Raw genomic sequence first — 16,855 nt, 5'->3', positions numbered from 1 at the left:
TGGTACAGCTAAAACGGTGGCTGTTGCATAAATATCTGAAGATTAGAACAACTCTATCTTTCGTCTATTTGTGCAACAAAGCCCTTCAATGGTATTCGGGCTGGTCAAATCCGCAGGGATTTTTAAACGCTCAGCAAAGTTAATAATGGTTCTAAAATATTGACTGGCATTCATCGGCATACATCCACCCACATCCTGCCATAACTGCACACGGGCATTTTCATCAGGCATGACACGCGCCACCACCTTGGCTTGTAATGGCGATAGTTTGGCAGATGTTTTTGTTGAGCAATCTCGGTTGAGCGGCACTTCAGGCAATAAACTTGCTATCGTAAGAGAATAACCTTCCAGACATTTACGTTGTTTTTGTCTTGATGAATCAAAAGAGCAAGCAGCAGGTGTCATTTGGACATGCATGACATAGCCTGCAACGTCTTGATTACTCGCAGCATGTAATGGAGCACTGAAAGAGAAGATCAAATAACAAGCCAAGGCCTGTAGCAATCTCATCAATTGCCCTTTGAGTAATTCGATTGGTTTCATCAAATGCAAAAACTTCATTGTTTCACTTAAACATCTTGGTGTGTCTTAAGGCCCACTACGTACAGGAATCGTACTCATTCGTTTTTCTAACGATTGCGATCCCTGCCCTAATACCACACCATAATGTGTAGCGTTGGTCATGACATGTTTAACATAGTCACGTGTTTCCAATAATGGAATCGTTTCAGTATATTGATCTGCTGCCATATTCTGAGCATCAGGCTGCCAACGGCGTGCACGATTTGGGCCCGCGTTATAACCTGCTGTTGCCAATACCGCATTACCACTCAACTGACTTTGAATCATTGAAAGATAATAGGTCCCGTATCGAATATTGGTGTTCATTTCACTCAATGCCGCAGGATTATAAGTTTCACCCATTTGTCTTGCGATCAATTTTGCCGTGTTTGGCATAATCTGCATTAAACCACCTGCCCCAACATGGGAACGTGCGGAGGTTACAAAACGACTCTCTTGGCGCATTAAACCATAGGCCCATGCTGGATCAATACCTGCATTGTAACTATGACTGGTTACATTGCTACGATGCGGTGTCGCGTAACGATAAGTATCATTATGGCGAGACGTGGTACGATCCGCTGCATAAATTGCACGATCATACCAACCGACATCATGCGCACGTTTCGCTGCAGCTAAAAGCAGACCATCGTCGTGTTGTAAATAGGCTTGGCGAACCGCCCAGTTCCACTCACGATTGGTATAATTGGCAGGCGCATTGACATCTCTTAATGCAAAGGCACGTCTAAAATGAATATTTTGATTCAGGCGTTGAATATCCTGAGTGCTTGGCTGCTCATTATAAGGCTGATGGTTATAACGTTCACCGAGGCGATCTTTCGCCAACAAGTTGTGGTAGTCATCGCCAGCTTGTGCCAATTTGCGATAAATCTGCTGTGCCGCTTGTTTAGAACCACCATCTGAACGCTGCTCCGATGCACGTGCCAACCAATACTGCCAACGGTCTTCCTGCTTTTGTGTCACCGACATCGCATCAATCGCACGAATCAAACTTTCCCACGCCCCGAAACGAATCGCCTGACGGGCATAAATTTCAGCTTCTTCAGGGCTAAATGGATAACCATAACTTTGGTCATAGGCATTTAACACTTCACGATTAAAGCCATTTTTCATTACGGTAGTACCGCCAACATAACCAATGGTGCGATATAAATATTGTTGTACGGGTTGTGGCACATCTTGAACAGCACGCTGCACATTGCCCAAAGCATTGGTTAAGTCGCTATCCGCAACACGTCCCAAGGCAAAGATTAAATAGGCATAATCGGCATCATTCGACTTCGGTGCACTCCACAAATAACCCAATGGATTGGCTTGAATTTGATTAAACTGCGCTAAAGAAAGATTCAAGCCCATGGTTTGAGCAGTGGCAATCGCGGGACCAGATTGGCCTGCACGTAATTGCCCCCATAAACGTTGTTGACGGTCTTGTGCAGTCATCAATGGGCTAGACAGCATCAAACGCCCCAAACCATTACATGATTCAGGCTGAGAATTGGTTGCTAACCAAATGTCTTTATATTCTGCAAAAACCAGACTATCACCTGTTTTTGCACGGACTTGTGCAACGGCGCAACTTTCTTCTTGATCTGGATTGGTGACATAACTCAGTACAGGCTTGGCATCGGCAAAGCTTCCGAGTTTGACTTTTTCTTCCACGTAATCGGCAGAGAGTTTTTCCGCCATCGCTGATTGTGGATAGCGTTGTGCAAAGCTAATAATCGAAGATGCAGGCTGAAAGCCTAGATTGGTGTTCAGTTTCCAATATTCTGGATAATAACCCAAAGCATCATTTTGCATGTCAGATTGATATTGATCGAGCAAAGCAGAATTGCCTGCATTGGCAGCGCGCAACGCATCATTAAATTGTTCATCTAGAGCATAGACAGATGAGCATGCGATCATTCCTCCCATTGCAATAAAACAACGGAAGCTCTTCTTGTTATTCAATTTTGGAGTTACGGTTGTTCTAAAATCACGCTGCTTTTTCATCTTCATCAATATCTATGCCCAATTTTGCGCTGCTATTATAGTGTAATAAGTCTGGCCTTCCACTATTGTTGTGTTATGTAAATTACTGATTCATATTCATTAAAATTCGCGCAATTTTATTCATAAACTGTCCATTTTTGTCAGTTTTTTATTCTCTGCGTTCCGTTTAAAATGCTGCTATAATCCGCCGTTTATTTAAATCCACCTTGTTTAGGAGCCTGCATGACGGTTCAAACATTCATTCCCAGTGCTGTAAAAGCTGCTTCAGAAAACACTGTTACCCAGCCAATGCACACCGCTGATGTTTCAATCAAGAAATTGTTTATTGAAACTCAAGGGTGTCAGATGAATGAGTATGACAGTCATCGTATGGCAGATTTGTTAGGTGATTCACATGGCTATGTGCTCACTGACAATCCAAACGAAGCAGACATTCTGCTGATGAATACCTGCTCGATCCGTGAAAAAGCACAAGAGAAGGTATTTAGTGGTCTAGGTCGCTGGCGCAAACTGAAAGAACAAAACCCAGATCTCATCATTGGTGTGGGTGGTTGTGTTGCATCACAAGAAGGTGACAACATTCAAAAACGCGCACCTTATGTGGATATGATCTTTGGTCCACAAACGCTGCACCGTTTGCCACAAATGCTAGATCAGCATCACGCTCAAATTGAAAAACCAAAGAAAGAAAAAATCAAATTGGTTGATATTTCTTTCCCAGATATCGAAAAGTTCGACTTTTTGCCTGAACCGCGTGTGGAAGGCTTCAAAGCATTCGTTTCCATCATGGAAGGTTGCTCGAAATACTGTTCATTCTGTGTGGTCCCTTATACCCGTGGCGAAGAAGTGTCTCGCCCGTTGGATGATGTGTTGGCAGAAATCGCTGGCTTGGCTGAAAAAGGTGTACGTGAGATCAGCTTACTTGGTCAAAACGTCAATGGTTATCGCGGTGAAACCTTTGAAGGTGAAATTTGTACCTTCCCAGAATTGTTGCGCTTAGTGGCAGAAATTCCAGGGATTGGTCGTCTACGCTACACCACCTCTCACCCGCTTGAATTCTCAGAAGATTTAATTCAATGCTACCGTGATTTACCGCAAATGGTTTCGCACTTGCACCTACCAGTACAAAGTGGTTCAAACGATGTATTGCAAGCCATGAAACGTAACCATACGATTGATGTCTACATCGATAAAATTGCCAAGTTACGTAAAGTACGTCCAGATATGCATTTATCCAGCGACTTCATCATCGGTTTCCCAGGCGAAACAGATGCGCACTTTGCTGAAACCCTACAGTTCATTAAAGATCTAGATTTCGATCACTCTTATAGTTTTGTCTATTCGAAGCGTCCAGGTACACCAGCTTCTGATTTACCAGACAGTACCCCTGAGCAAGTGAAAAAAGACCGTTTGGCTCAAGTACAAGAAGTGATTAAACGTTCGAGTATTGATAAAACGGATGCCATGCTCGGTAAGATTGAACGTGTATTAATTGAGAAGGTTTCTGATAAAGATCCGAATGTTTTAATTGGTACAGCGGACAATACACGTTTGGTTACTTTTATCGGTGATGCCGCGTGGATTGGCCGTTTCGCAGAGATTGAGATCACGGAAATTAAAACTTTGAATTTAGTTTACGGAGAACTCTTGAATCTTGAACCTGACGTGGCGTAATGTAAGGGTATTCCTACAAAGCAACAAAAAGGGTTTATCTTGACTGCAGCGATTCGACGTACAGTAACGTTCCCTGAAATTCAATTGGAACGTTTGAAAAGCATGCTCGGTGCGTATAACGGGCATTTAAAACAAATCGAACAACGTTTAGATGTCAAAATTACTCACCGTGGTGATGCCTTTTATCTCGATGGTGATATAGAAGCGGTCGAAAGAGCCGAAGCACTACTGCAACGGCTCTATCAAGAATCAGAAATTTCCTCGCAAATCAGCGCCGATGTCATTCATTTGATGATCCAAGGTTCACAGACCGATCGTGAACTGATGGATGATTCAGATCAAGAACATACAGGCCTCGATAGTGTTTGGTTACAGACCCGCAAAGGGCGAATTAACCCACGTGGCGCCAATCAAAAACGCTATGTACAACGTATTTTACAAAGTGATATTTCCTTCGGTATTGGCCCAGCAGGGACCGGTAAAACCTATCTGGCGGTTGCTGCCGCGGTTGATATGCTGGAACGCAATGAAATTCAGCGAATCTTGCTGGTTCGTCCTGCGGTTGAAGCCGGTGAAAAGCTCGGTTTCTTACCCGGTGACCTCACCCAAAAAATCGATCCCTACTTACGCCCACTTTACGATGCCCTATATGAAATGCTGGGCTTTGAAAAAGTGGCTAAATTGATTGAACGCCAAGTGATTGAAGTTGCTCCGCTGGCCTATATGCGCGGACGTACCTTGAACCACTCATTCGTCATTTTAGATGAAGCACAAAACACCACACCTGAACAGATGAAGATGTTCTTGACCCGTTTAGGTTTTGGTTCACGTGCCGTGATTACAGGTGACGTTACACAGGTTGACTTACCGCGTGGGCAGCAGTCCGGTTTAGCACAAGCATTACGTGTACTGGAAAATGTCCATGAGATTCATATCACCCGTTTCCATTCACGTGATGTGGTTCGCCATCAATTGGTACAAAAAATTGTTGAAGCTTACGAAGGTTGGGACAGTGAACAGCAACGCCTGTCTGCTGAAGCTCGTGCCGAACGCAAAGCCAAACAAGAAGCACTGATTGCAGAAAATGATTCTGCAGCAGATGCGCAACACATTTAGAAAAATCCCCCCACTCCCCTTAAGATGCTTTAGTCGCATCTTAAGGGGACGATTTTAAGGATCTATTTTGAAAATCAATTTAAGTCTTCAACAAGACTTTCAAGCTGCGGAATTGCCACTCAAACGTGGTCAAATCAAAAAAAATATCGAAACTGCACTGCGCCATGTCGGTTTTGATGCCAATTGTGAAATTGGAATTGCCTGTGTTGATCTGGCTGAAAGCCATGAACTCAATCTGCAATACCGCGAAAAAGACAAACCGACCAATGTGCTGTCGTTCCCAAGTGATATTCCTGAGGAAATGCTCAGCTTACTCGATGCAGAGCCTTTAGGTGACTTGGTGATTTGTATTCCTGTGGTTTTACAAGAAGCGGCAGAACAGCAAAAGACGCCAAGCGATCATTTCACCCATTTACTGGTTCACGGCGTTTTACATTTGCTGGGCTTCGATCATGAAACCAATGAAACTGAAGCCGAAGAAATGGAAGCCTTAGAAATTGAGATTCTAAAAAAATTGGGCATCGCCAATCCTTACAAAGCCGATGAAAGCTAATCCAAGGTCCTATGTATATCGTTATCTTTAAAGCCACGATCAAACAACTTGATGTAACTTACTCTGAAATGGCACAGAAGCTGAGAAATAAAGCCTTGAGCCAATTTAATTGCGTCAAATTTGAAGCGTGTAGTGAAAATGGTTTTGAAATAGCACTGTCTTACTGGAACAGTCTTGAAGATATTAAACTTTGGCAACGCGATGCAGAACATCTGGTTGCTCAGCGCTTGGGTAAAGAAAAATGGTATCAGGATTTTAGTGTGGAAATCTGTACCGTTGAACGTGCTTATTCGAGTCAAAATGGCTTGTGAATAAGCGCAAACTTATCCACATACTCAATAAAAAACGGCTGCATTCAGCCGTTTTTTATTTCTCAAGAGAATTAGAATTGGTAGCGTAGCGTCAAAGTCACGTTACGAGGTGATCCATAGACCATGCTGTTATTCCCGATGCCTGAATAATATTTTTTATCAAATACATTATTCAAATTAATCTGTGCTTTGATATTTGAATCAATATCATAACCCACCATTAAGTTTGCTAAAGCATATGCATCTTGGCTAATACGTTGACTACCTTCTCCAGTATAAAATTTGCTCTTATAGTTTAGCCCACCACCAACACTCCACTTATCCAGCGTATATTTGGTAAAAAGATTGGCACTGGTTCTTGACGACATGGTTTGAACTTCATCACCTTTGGCATCTTTGGCATTGAAATGTGCAACACCAAAACTCAGATTCCAGTTGTCTTTAATTTCCCCATCTAGTTCAAACTCAACCCCTTTGCTTTCAACGCCATCTACACTGCGGTAGGCTTTCTCAGTGGTTGGGTTACCATTGGTATCAGGTACAAAAACACCAACTATCTCTTCTGCAACATTATCCTGCTGGGTTTTAAATACCGATAAGGCCGCATTCAACTTACCATCTAAAAACTCACCTTTTAAGCCAGTTTCATAGCTTTTCCCTTCTCTTGGATCAAGATATTGGCGATTCGCATCTCGTTTATCTTCAGGCTTAAAGATACTGGTATAACTGGCATACCAAGAGTATTGATCCAGAAAATCAAAAACTAAGCCTGCATATGGTGTAACTTCATTATTAAATTCCCGATTGCCTTCACCATTGTCACTTTCATATTTCCAGTTTGATAAACGTACCCCTGTAATTAACTTCAATGGCTCCAAGAAGCTGAACTTGCCTGCAAGATAAGCACCTGTTTGTGTGGTTTTATTTGGAGGTTGATACAAGTTATTATTCTGAATGGCACCAATTAATGGAATATTTGGATGATCAAAATCGAGCACAGCACCTGAGGCAATCGGAGGCGTTCCTGAGTACCACTTATCTTTCTTGCTTTGGTTATACATAAAACCTGCAACAACTTCCTGCTTTAAACCACCCAGCATAAAAGGTGCTGAGAGATAGGTATCAATATTATTTTCTTTGGTCTTAGTAGCATCAGACCAGGTCATGAAAGAGTCGAGTGTATTGGTTGCTTTATCCAGCTTGCCCCATGAATAAAGCAAAGCCGTGTCTTGTTTTACTTCTCGATAAGCATAGTTCACATTCAAATTGATATCGTTAAATAGATTCTGTTTCAATGTCGCAAAAGCCGTGGTGGTATCGGTATTCCAGTAGGTCCAATCCGAACTCACCGATTTAGAACGATCGAAATCAGTTCGGGTACCATCGGTGTAAAATGCGGGCAATCCGCCCCAACGAACGCCATCTCGCTCTAGATTCTGATACCCCGCACCGACTGAAAGGTAAGTCTTATCCGTAATATCTGCATCCACAACCGCATAGACTACATTATTGGTTTTTTCGTAGCGGTCCATATACGAATCCGTATCCTCATGCTTCACGACGACACGACCACGGACACTGCCATCGGCATTTAATGGTGTGGAAATATCTGCTGAACTTGACCATGCATTCCATGAACCCAAAGAAGTGCTGACATTCCCTGTCAACTCTTTCGCATTGGCATGTTTTCGAATCATGTTAATTGCAATTGCAGGATTACCAGCACCTGTCATCAAACCATTTGCGCCTTTCACCAGTTCAACCCGATCATACATGGTTAAATCAGGATCATTGGCTTCCATCCCCACATTGCTTGGAACACCATCAAACAGATAATAGTCGACATCAAAACCACGTGCTGTTGGGTACTGACGTTCATCCCACTGATTCACAGTCACGCCTGTGACGTTATTTAACATGTCCTGAAACGATGTAATATTGGCATCATCCAAATACTCACGGGTGAGAACTTTGACCGATTGTGGTGTTTCTCGAAGCGATAAATTAAGTTTGGTCGATGTATTGGTACTTTTAGCGGTATAACTTTTCTTTCCTTCCGTTACAGCCAAAGCCCCTTCTTCTGCTTTGACTGTAATCGTTGGCAATTTTGCATTTTCGTTCGCTTCGTCTTCTGCAAATACCAATGTAGGTAACAAGATCGCAGCCATTGCCAAGACCAGTGGGCGGGCTTTAAACAGGTTTAAAGTTGGAGGTTGATGCATGAAATATGTCCTTATTGCAAGGGAACGGTCTTGAAAACATGCATCTCATTCCCCCGATAAATTTTAAGAAGGATGCATTCATTTTCAAAAGGAGAGTTAACTAAAAACACATTGCAAATGATAATTGTTTTTATTATCAATTCAAGTTTTAAGCAATAAATTTAGTTAACTGTTTTTATTGAATTTAAAAATATATTTAAGTTTTTTAAAAAATAATTAAATGATTTTTATAAATATTTAGTTTGTAGTTTGTCTATCATTATTTCCCAATAAGAAGTACACCTTAATTAGTGCACTTCAAATTCAGCATCAACTGGATCAAAACGCCAAGTCCGAATGATGCGCAACTCAGAGATTTCTTTTTTCATCGTGGCATCAAAGGGTCCAAATGGTGCACCACGGCGAACCGATGCTTTAGCAGCTTCGTCTAAAATCGCATGCCCAGAACTTTCAATTAAGCGAATCGCTCGAATTCCCCCTTCTGCATTGAGAATCACCATGAGGCGCACTTCACCCGCCAAGCGTTGTTGTTTGGCTTGATCAGGATAATAGCGGTTCCCATATAACTCGACTTTTTGGCGAAATTTATCTAGGTAAGCAGCAGATGCATCTTGTTTGGCCTGAATGCCATCAACGGTTTTAATGCGTTGTTTACGGCTAAAATTTTGTTGTCGTTGTAAATATTGCGCTTCTAAGCTCGCGACCATGGCAGCTTTGGCTTGAAACTGACTTTGTAGATCATCCAAGGTCTTTTTACGTTCGCTCTGCTCGGCTTGCTTTTGCCAACTCAAAACCGTCATGAGCACTTTTTCTTCGAATTTTAACTCTCGTTTTTGCTGTATTTTCTCCAGACTTTCTAACTCTTTTTCACCTGTAGTTGCATCGGCTTGCATCGGTGCAGGCATATCGCTCGACATCCGATGTGCTTCACGGAAATCGCCCGAACCTTTTTGATCAGCTTGCGCCAAAAAGTCTGCATCTTTAACTTTTTCAGTACTTGGACGAACGGTGACGGCAATTTCTTTGGTGGAAGTGTCAGAGGGTGATGGCATGGTAAATTGAATCGCCAACACCGCCCCATGCAAAAGCATCGCCAAAGCCACTGCCCCAACAAAAATTGGATCTTGCCACCAATAAGGGGACAGTTCTGAACGAAAATTTATTTTATTCCACATGGTATTCAAGCGACAAAATGTCCCATCCCCAACGGCATAACCGTATAAAAACCAAACCAATATTCAAAATTTTACAAAAATGTGATCCACTTATAGTTACAGTGTTTCCATACCATCATTTTATGAAAATGTAGCAATTAATTTTGCTACACTGCAAGTCAGAAATTTATTTTTATTTTTTAGTGAATACAAAGATTGTGGCATTGCTTTACTTATCAATTCACTTTCTGGAACAACTTTTATGCAAACGCTAATTTCATCTGTAGTTAAACGTCTACGTAAAGTTTACCAAAAAGCAGAAGAATTCATCGAAGAAGAAAGAGAGTTTTCACTTTCACAAGTTTTTGTGAATGCCACGATGGAACGTTATGTCACCGAAAATGTGGGCATTATGCAAGACCTGCATGCTGATCTGTATGACGGTTGGTTACGCTTATACACCACCCTCGATGTCAAAGGCCTCCATACCACTTTATCGGTTGATTTAAAGTTGATTCAAATGGAAATGAATCAAAATGTGCAACTGATGGTTTTTGAACAAATCAGCAATACCCAAGTGATTGAAGCCAAATTCAAAAACATCTTTCAAAAATGGGGCTTTTATGTGGCAATCTGGTATTACCAGAAATTCCGTGAAGAAGATCCACTTGGCAAAATCTTAGAACATTTTGAAGTGGTGAAAGTTCAAGATGATTTACTGTATCTCGATTTAAATCGTTGGTTAGGTAAAAAAGCCAGCATTATCGAAACTTTGAGTAAAGTACATGTCAATCGTGCACGCGTCCGTCCTGCGGAGTTGATTGTTTGGGGCAATGTGAATCTTGCTGCAATTTTATCGCCTTCCAATGAAGATGACTTTGACGAAGATGATCTCAACGACAGCGAAGTGACCCCGATTCAGCAAAAAGACCGTAAAAAATAAACAGCTTTAAACTGGGGTAGCATGTTGCTTGTCATGCGATGCTACCCAAAACATACATCTTCATGATTTATACGAAAAATTAACAAGCGCTTAGTAAAAAACCTGATCTTTTCTTCATAATCTACAGGCATAATATCTTTAAATCGTAATGATAAATGAGCGATTCAATTCAGCATTGCTCAAAGGATATAGTGTTATGACAAAGAAATTATTGAAAGTACTGGGTCTTACTTCGGCTGCCATTTTCAGTGCAAGCATCTCTAGTCATGCCTTGGCAATGGCGCCTTTCCAAGCCAGCTATCAATTCAGCTACAACAATAAAAACCTCGGTTCAGCAACACGTACTCTTTCTCAACAAGGTAATAACTGGACCTATCAATTCAGTGCCAAAGCGGGTGGTATTGCTTCTGCATCTGAAACCAGTCAATTTAGTTTTGCCGATAATAAAATCAACTCGCAGAAATTTAGTCGCAGCAGTAAAATCTTAATTCACAACAACACGATGAGCATTAACTTCAATCCCAATAGTAAAGTTGTGAATACCAAAAAAGATGACACGGCTCGCTCATTTGCATGGCAAGCAGGTGCTTTGGATGAACTCAATGCTGAACTGCAAATCCGTGAAGATTTGAAGAGCAATTCATTGAAAACCAAGTATCTGATTGCAGATGCGAAAGCCATCGATGAACGTCGGTTTGTGAAACAAGGCACTGAGAATATCAAAACCCCTTATGGCACTTTCAGTACCATCAAAGTGGTGATGCAGCACGATAAACCAGAGCGTAATACCGTGTTCTGGTTAGCCCCAAAACTCGATTACCTTCCTGTCAAAATGGCACATAATGATGGAAAATCATCATATGGTCTGCTATTAACAGGCTATTCGGGTAAAACAAACTAAGCATCTGGTCAATTTTGGCTTGCATTTTTTTCGATGCTTTTTAAAATATGCCTTTGCTTGAACAAGCATCCGTTTAGAGGATTCTCCCGTGTACGCTTTAGAACAGAAAATCTTAAATGAAGGTATCGTTCTATCTGATCAGGTTTTGAAAGTTGATGCTTTCTTAAACCACCAAATCGATCCTGTGTTGATGCAGTTGATTGGTAAAGAGTTTGCCGCTCGCTTTAAAGATGCAGGTATTACTAAAATTATTACCATCGAAGCCTCAGGTATTGCACCTGCAATCATGGCAGGTTTAGAACTTGGCGTTCCTGTTATTTTTGCGCGCAAATACCAGTCATTAACATTGAAAGACGACCTTTACCGTTCTAAAGTGTTCTCGTTTACCAAACAGACTGAAAGTACCATTGCGATTTCAAACAAGCACATTAGTTCAAGTGACAAAGCACTTGTAATTGATGACTTTTTGGCCAATGGTCAAGCTGCCTTAGGTCTAATTGACTTAATTCATCAAGCCAAAGCTGAAGTGGTTGGGGTGGGTATTGTGATTGAAAAATCATTCCAACCGGGCCGCGATGTATTGCTTGAAAAAGGCTACCGCGTTGAATCGTTAGCGCGTGTTAAATCTTTGGAAGATGGCAAAGTTACTTTTGTTACTGAATAAGATTCAGCACTGATACAAAAAGCGGATGAACACTCATCCGCTTTTTTTATTTAACAACAATCCCAGTTATATAGCACTTTGGAAAAGTCTCGTTTCTTTAGATCTTCTGGATGAATAAAGAAATTTCCCACACCTGAATCGCCCCACATAATCTCGTTTTCCGCATCATCAGTATCGAGCTGAAAAAGCAGCACATAATCTTGAACTTTTTCATTATATTGACGTGGGTCAGTTTGGGTAAAATAAGGATAACCGCCTAAACGATGTCCACTTGCAGAGGCCAATTCATCATAAGGCTCGATAAAATCATCCTCGAAATCCCCACCTTCAAATTGATCTTCAAAATCATACAGTTCATCGACGCCTAAAATCTTTGGTGCAAAGGCAAAATCACCGAGGCTAATGGGCTGAGAAGTCAGGCTAAATTCAATCGCGTATTGCCCCGTAAATGGCAAATAATCATCTTCACTCAGCTGAACTTCAGAGAAGTCTTGTTTTAATTGTGAAGCATCTTCAATGACCTGCTCGAAGTACAACACTTTAAAACCAGATTGCTGTTGTTGGTCGTCGAAATTCATTCCATACAAATCATCGGCTGCAATATAAAACTGTAAAATTCCTTGGTCTGGAAAATGAGCTAAATTCGGGATTTCAGCAAAATTTAACTGCGCCAATAAAGTCAATGGATTGCCATTCGAATCGACTGGATAAGTCGCATCCAGCGGTAAGTAAGGATGCCCCCCTATCTTACTTTGCCATAAAGTTAATTCATCACTGGGTGTCAGTTGCATGGTGACGGTTGGCAAAATAGTCGCCGTGATTTTTTCTAGGTATGGCTGCAAATTGTTCGGCAAAGTCTCTGGTTTAAAATTCATTTTGTTGCTTGTCCATGTACTTATTTATAGAACTTAATATAAAACAAGCAGCTAAATTTAAATAGAGAATAAAGTCTGCACTACGACAGTTAATGACGCACAATTGACCCATTATTTATCACATAAATTCTGATAAGATGAGCCCGATAAAAATTTGCGATTAGGAATCACGATGCGCACTTACTTAGACCTTTTACAACATATCCTTGACAATGGCGGCGACAAAGGTGACCGCACAGGCACAGGTACACGTTCAGTATTTGGTCATCAGATGCGCTTTGATCTTTCTAAGGGCTTTCCACTGCTCACCACCAAGAAAGTCCACTTCCGTTCCATCGTCATTGAACTGCTTTGGTTCCTGAAAGGTGATACCAATGTTCAATATCTCAAAGATAATAAAGTTTCAATTTGGGATGAATGGGCAACTGCAGAACAGACTGCACGTTTTGGTCGTCTAGAAGGTGAACTTGGCCCTGTTTATGGCCACCAATGGCGTAACTTTGGCGCGACCCAAAATGCAGATGGCAGCTACCAGCAGGATGGCTTTGATCAGATTAAATGGTTGGTCAATGAAATTAAAACCTATCCAAATTCACGTCGTTTGATTGTCTCAGGCTGGAACCCAAATGAAGCAGGCAAAGTCGCATTACCGCCTTGCCATACCCTGTTCCAATTTTTCGTACAAGACAACAAATTATCATGCCAGTTATATCAACGCAGTGCCGATGTGTTTTTAGGTGTCCCGTTTAATATTGCCAGCTATGCCCTACTGACCCATATGATTGCTCAGGTCTGTGGTTTAGGTGTCGGCGACTTTGTCTGGACAGGTGGCGATACGCATTTATATGCCAATCACTTTGAACAGGCACAATTACAGCTGAGCCGTGAGCCGCTACCGTTGTGTCAATTAAAGCTCAATCCTGAGATTACCGATATTTTCGATTTTAAATTTGAAGATATTGAAATTGTAGGGTATGAATCACACCCAGCAATTAAAGCACCTGTCGCAGTTTAAATCGATTAGTTAGAGAGAATATAAAATGGCATGGCAAGGCACTGAAGTTGTCCACGTAGTTGCAATGGATAAAAATCACTGTATCGGTAAAGGCAATGCTTTGCCGTGGCATATCTCTGCTGACCTAAAGCACTTTAAAGCCATTACCCAAGGGGGTGTGGTGATTATGGGGCGTAAAACCCTTGAATCTATGGGGCGTAGTCTACCGAATCGTGTCAATTGGGTGATTACCCGTGACCCTGAATGGCATTTTGACGGGGTTAAAGTCGCGCATAGTATCGAAGATGCACTCAATGCTGCACTTACAGATGCACAACACGCTGAAAAAGCATCCTTATTTATTATTGGGGGTGGAGAGATTTTTACCCAAACGCTCGCTATTGCGGATCGTTTAGAATTAACGCATGTTGATCTCGATGTTCAAGGTGATGCACATTACCCAAAAATCTCAGATGACTTTCGCAAAGTAAACTCGGAACAGCATACTGATGAGAAATCAGGGGTTACTTTTGAGTTTGCGACCTACCAAAAATAAAAATGGATCGCGCTTGCCATGCACAATTTTGGATCACGTGAGTTTTTCATCGCTTTAGGCATTGGGCTTTTACACAGTCTGTTTACCTTGTGCGTGATCCTTTCAAGTGTCTGGCTCTGTCTTGCTTTATGGATTCAGCAACCCTTAGGTACTTTTTTCAGTCGTGCCGTCATTGCGCTATGGGTCTTATTTGCCCTCAGCTTGATTGGCGTCTATGTCAGTGGTCATCTGGTGAGTCGTCGCACCGATATCATTATTTATTGTGTTGCATTTGCTTGCGCTTTGGTCTGGTATTTTTCCTTAGAGGCAAGACAAGATCGGGATTGGAATCCTGAGGTTGCAGAACAGCTGAGCTATGAAAAGAATGGTGATCTTGTAAAGCTGCATAATGTGCGAAATTTTGACTGGCATACCGATGGCAGCTATGCCATTCATTGGGAAGATCGCACTATTGACCTGAATAAAATTACGGGCATCAATGTCATTACCTCCTACTGGATGGGCCCACAGATTGCCCATACACTGGTCAGTTTCGATTTTTCTGATCAAAAACCATTGGTATTCTCTATTGAAATCCGCAAAGAAAAAGGCGAAGACTTTTCTGCGATTGGCGGCTTTTTCCGTAAATACGAACTCAGTTTAGTCGCTTCCGATGAAAAAGATCTGATCTATACGCGCAGTAATGTTCGCCATGAACAAGTCTATTTATTCCCGATCAGAATGCCCGCAGCTGAACGCAAAGCCCTGTTTATTGAATATCTGCACAAAGCAGATGAACTGCGTGCAGAAGCCAAATGGTACAACACTCTGACCAGTAACTGCACCACGCTGGTCTTTGACATGGTTCAAGCAATTAATCCGCAGCGCTTACCCAAAGATTACCGTTTATTGGCCTCAGGTTATTTACCCAATTACCTCTACGACCTGAAAGCGCTCAATCAAAACTACAGCATGAAAGAATGGTATCGCTTGGCACATATCAATCCACGTGCAGAACAATATGAACAACAGCCCAATCAGAGCAGTGAATATTTTTCGGATGTCATTCGTACAGGCCTTCCCAAAACTGAGTGATTTTCCCACTCATTTTATTAAAAACACCTGAACATTTACAAAAGGATACGCAATATCCTGCTCCACTCCATGTTGTTTTATTCTAATACCGAGCATAGAAACACAATGATTTGGACTTAAATTTTATGTTAAAGCCTTTTTTAACAACATGTACTTTGGCAATTGCCGTAGCAGTGACCGGTTGTTCAACCACAGAATCTCTCCAAACCTCTCCCAATGCATCTCAGAAAGAAAACATCAATCTCTATGGCCGTAACTGGATTGCTACCCATATCAATGGTGTAGAGATTAAAAGCAATGATCTTTCTGGCAAGCGCCCTGCGATTCAATTTGATGCGAAAGGCAAACGCTTCTTCGGTGCAGATGGTTGTAACCAGATTCAAGGCAGCTTTGAAAGCCAAGGTACGATCTTACGCTTAGGTCCGATTGCTTCGACCATGATGGCCTGTATCGGCAAAGATAATAGCGCGCTTTCACGCCAATATAGCAATGCTTTGGCAAGCACAACCAATTACGAGCTGAAAGGCCATGAGCTTAAATTCATGGGTGCGTCAGGCAAGGTTCTGGTTAGCTTTGTCACCGTGATTCAACCGTTGCCATAATTCGTTATCGTAAAAAAGTAAAAGCTCGTTTCGAACACGGGCTTTTACTTTTTCAACACTTCGTTTACTTTAGTAGCATTCTTAAAATTAAAAATTGGGGAGTCTCATGCAACAAGCGCTCGTTGGTGGTGGATGTTTTTGGTGTGTAGAAGCGGTATTTCTACAGCTTAAAGGTGTAGAAAAAGTGGTGAGTGGTTATGCGGGCGGGATTAGCCAAAACCCAACCTATGAACAGGTCTGCCAAGGTACGACTCAACATGCTGAAGTTGTGCTGATTGATTTTGATGAGCAACAGATCAGCTATACGCAATTGTTAAATGTATTTTTTACCACACACGATCCAACAACACTCAATCGTCAAGGTAATGATATTGGCACGCAATATCGCTCTGTTATTTATTATTTTAATGATGAACAAAAGCAGCAAGCCGAACAGATTATTCATGATCTGGAAGATGAGGGTCTGAATATTGTGACTGAGCTCAGCCCAGCACCGACGTTCTACCCTGCAGAAGAGTATCATCAGAACTTCTTTGCACGTAATCCCTCGCAAGGCTACTGCAACTTTAGCATTCCGCCTAAGCTATCTAAATTGCGCGCCAAATACCTTGATCTACTCAAAGATGCCTAGGCACAAAAAAA

At 41.7% G+C, this 16,855-nt stretch carries 16 protein-coding genes and 1 pseudogene; 12 read left to right on the top strand and 5 right to left on the bottom strand.

Features of this window, described 5'->3' with window-relative positions; genetic code table 11:
- Positions 1–84 precede the first annotated feature (84 nt).
- Positions 85–543 (bottom strand): annotated as a pseudogene (locus tag MN869_RS09410) (ribonuclease I); the annotation flags it as partial.
- Positions 544–588: 45 nt separating this feature from the next.
- A complete protein-coding gene (locus tag MN869_RS09405) occupies positions 589–2,496 on the bottom strand; it encodes a lytic transglycosylase domain-containing protein (RefSeq protein WP_171061094.1) in 1,908 nt (635 codons plus the stop codon).
- A gap of 300 nt (positions 2,497–2,796) precedes the next feature.
- Between MN869_RS09405 and miaB the strand changes: the two genes are divergently transcribed.
- From miaB to MN869_RS09385, 4 genes are all read left to right on the top strand, one after another.
- A complete protein-coding gene (miaB, locus tag MN869_RS09400) occupies positions 2,797–4,248 on the top strand; it encodes a tRNA (N6-isopentenyl adenosine(37)-C2)-methylthiotransferase MiaB (protein ID WP_004802583.1) in 1,452 nt (483 codons plus the stop codon).
- A gap of 39 nt (positions 4,249–4,287) precedes the next feature.
- On the top strand, positions 4,288–5,364 hold the full coding sequence (locus tag MN869_RS09395; RefSeq protein WP_004655946.1) for a PhoH family protein: 1,077 nt from the start codon (positions 4,288–4,290) through the stop codon (positions 5,362–5,364).
- A 67-nt stretch (positions 5,365–5,431) separates the two neighbouring features.
- Entirely contained in the window at positions 5,432–5,917 is a 486-nt protein-coding gene (gene ybeY / locus MN869_RS09390) for an rRNA maturation RNase YbeY (protein WP_241304873.1), read from the top strand.
- Between the two features lie 11 nt (positions 5,918–5,928).
- On the top strand, positions 5,929–6,228 hold the full coding sequence (locus MN869_RS09385) for an antibiotic biosynthesis monooxygenase (protein ID WP_005200249.1): 300 nt from the start codon (positions 5,929–5,931) through the stop codon (positions 6,226–6,228).
- A 71-nt stretch (positions 6,229–6,299) separates the two neighbouring features.
- On the opposite strand, the gene MN869_RS09380 is transcribed toward MN869_RS09385, so the two are convergent.
- Both MN869_RS09380 and MN869_RS09375 read right to left on the bottom strand, forming a co-directional pair.
- Positions 6,300–8,450, bottom strand: coding sequence for a TonB-dependent siderophore receptor (locus MN869_RS09380; RefSeq protein ID WP_241304872.1), 2,151 nt, complete (start codon positions 8,448–8,450; stop codon positions 6,300–6,302).
- 287 nt (positions 8,451–8,737) lie between these two features.
- Positions 8,738–9,625, bottom strand: coding sequence for a TonB family protein (locus MN869_RS09375; protein WP_004802579.1), 888 nt, complete (start codon positions 9,623–9,625; stop codon positions 8,738–8,740).
- Between the two features lie 241 nt (positions 9,626–9,866).
- Between MN869_RS09375 and MN869_RS09370 the strand changes: the two genes are divergently transcribed.
- The 3 genes from MN869_RS09370 to MN869_RS09360 all read left to right on the top strand — a co-directional run bounded on the left by MN869_RS09370 (position 9,867) and on the right by MN869_RS09360 (position 12,112).
- Positions 9,867–10,547, top strand: coding sequence for a hypothetical protein (locus MN869_RS09370; protein ID WP_004802578.1), 681 nt, complete (start codon positions 9,867–9,869; stop codon positions 10,545–10,547).
- Between the two features lie 196 nt (positions 10,548–10,743).
- The gene (locus MN869_RS09365; RefSeq protein ID WP_004802577.1) at positions 10,744–11,448 is read left to right on the top strand and encodes a DUF3108 domain-containing protein; all 705 of its coding nucleotides are present in this window, start codon (positions 10,744–10,746) and stop codon (positions 11,446–11,448) included.
- An 88-nt stretch (positions 11,449–11,536) separates the two neighbouring features.
- A complete protein-coding gene (locus tag MN869_RS09360) occupies positions 11,537–12,112 on the top strand; it encodes a xanthine phosphoribosyltransferase (protein ID WP_004655958.1) in 576 nt (191 codons plus the stop codon).
- Positions 12,113–12,162: 50 nt separating this feature from the next.
- On the opposite strand, the gene MN869_RS09355 is transcribed toward MN869_RS09360, so the two are convergent.
- Positions 12,163–12,987 carry a DUF1963 domain-containing protein gene (locus tag MN869_RS09355; protein ID WP_241287022.1) on the bottom strand — a complete coding sequence of 275 codons (825 nt, stop codon included), beginning with the start codon at positions 12,985–12,987 and terminating at the stop codon, positions 12,163–12,165.
- 172 nt (positions 12,988–13,159) lie between these two features.
- Here MN869_RS09355 and thyA point away from each other — a divergent pair, with 172 nt between their 5' ends.
- From thyA to msrA, 5 genes are all read left to right on the top strand, one after another.
- A complete protein-coding gene (thyA, locus tag MN869_RS09350) occupies positions 13,160–14,002 on the top strand; it encodes a thymidylate synthase (protein WP_241304871.1) in 843 nt (280 codons plus the stop codon).
- A gap of 25 nt (positions 14,003–14,027) precedes the next feature.
- Positions 14,028–14,537: a dihydrofolate reductase gene (locus MN869_RS09345; protein ID WP_005200258.1), complete on the top strand. Its 510-nt coding sequence runs from the start codon at positions 14,028–14,030 to the stop codon at positions 14,535–14,537.
- 18 nt (positions 14,538–14,555) lie between these two features.
- Complete coding sequence (locus tag MN869_RS09340; protein ID WP_241287019.1) at positions 14,556–15,611, top strand: DUF4105 domain-containing protein; 1,056 nt, start codon at positions 14,556–14,558, stop codon at positions 15,609–15,611.
- A gap of 125 nt (positions 15,612–15,736) precedes the next feature.
- Positions 15,737–16,213, top strand: a complete 477-nt coding sequence (locus MN869_RS09335) for an META domain-containing protein (RefSeq protein WP_241287018.1) — start codon at positions 15,737–15,739, stop codon at positions 16,211–16,213.
- A gap of 106 nt (positions 16,214–16,319) precedes the next feature.
- A complete protein-coding gene (gene msrA / locus MN869_RS09330; protein WP_241287017.1) occupies positions 16,320–16,844 on the top strand; it encodes a peptide-methionine (S)-S-oxide reductase MsrA in 525 nt (174 codons plus the stop codon).
- The last annotated feature ends 11 nt before the right edge of the window (positions 16,845–16,855 follow it).

It is taken from the genome of Acinetobacter sp. NIPH1876 (assembly GCF_022808535.1).
In the GTDB taxonomy this organism is placed as follows: Bacteria; Pseudomonadota; Gammaproteobacteria; order Pseudomonadales; family Moraxellaceae; genus Acinetobacter; species Acinetobacter higginsii.
This window is presented reverse-complemented; position numbering and strand designations above follow the sequence as displayed.

Coding starts and splice junctions, on each gene's coding strand:
- miaB (WP_004802583.1), top strand. CDS start 2,797: ATGACGGTTCAAACATTCATTCCCAGTGCTGTAAAAGCTGCTTCAGAA.
- MN869_RS09380 (WP_241304872.1), bottom strand. CDS start 8,450: ATGCATCAACCTCCAACTTTAAACCTGTTTAAAGCCCGCCCACTGGTC.
- MN869_RS09405 (WP_171061094.1), bottom strand. CDS start 2,496: ATGGGAGGAATGATCGCATGCTCATCTGTCTATGCTCTAGATGAACAA.
- MN869_RS09370 (WP_004802578.1), top strand. CDS start 9,867: ATGCAAACGCTAATTTCATCTGTAGTTAAACGTCTACGTAAAGTTTAC.
- MN869_RS09345 (WP_005200258.1), top strand. CDS start 14,028: ATGGCATGGCAAGGCACTGAAGTTGTCCACGTAGTTGCAATGGATAAA.
- MN869_RS09365 (WP_004802577.1), top strand. CDS start 10,744: ATGACAAAGAAATTATTGAAAGTACTGGGTCTTACTTCGGCTGCCATT.
- MN869_RS09335 (WP_241287018.1), top strand. CDS start 15,737: ATGTTAAAGCCTTTTTTAACAACATGTACTTTGGCAATTGCCGTAGCA.
- thyA (WP_241304871.1), top strand. CDS start 13,160: ATGCGCACTTACTTAGACCTTTTACAACATATCCTTGACAATGGCGGC.
- MN869_RS09340 (WP_241287019.1), top strand. CDS start 14,556: ATGCACAATTTTGGATCACGTGAGTTTTTCATCGCTTTAGGCATTGGG.
- MN869_RS09385 (WP_005200249.1), top strand. CDS start 5,929: ATGTATATCGTTATCTTTAAAGCCACGATCAAACAACTTGATGTAACT.
- MN869_RS09355 (WP_241287022.1), bottom strand. CDS start 12,987: ATGAATTTTAAACCAGAGACTTTGCCGAACAATTTGCAGCCATACCTA.
- MN869_RS09375 (WP_004802579.1), bottom strand. CDS start 9,625: ATGTGGAATAAAATAAATTTTCGTTCAGAACTGTCCCCTTATTGGTGG.
- msrA (WP_241287017.1), top strand. CDS start 16,320: ATGCAACAAGCGCTCGTTGGTGGTGGATGTTTTTGGTGTGTAGAAGCG.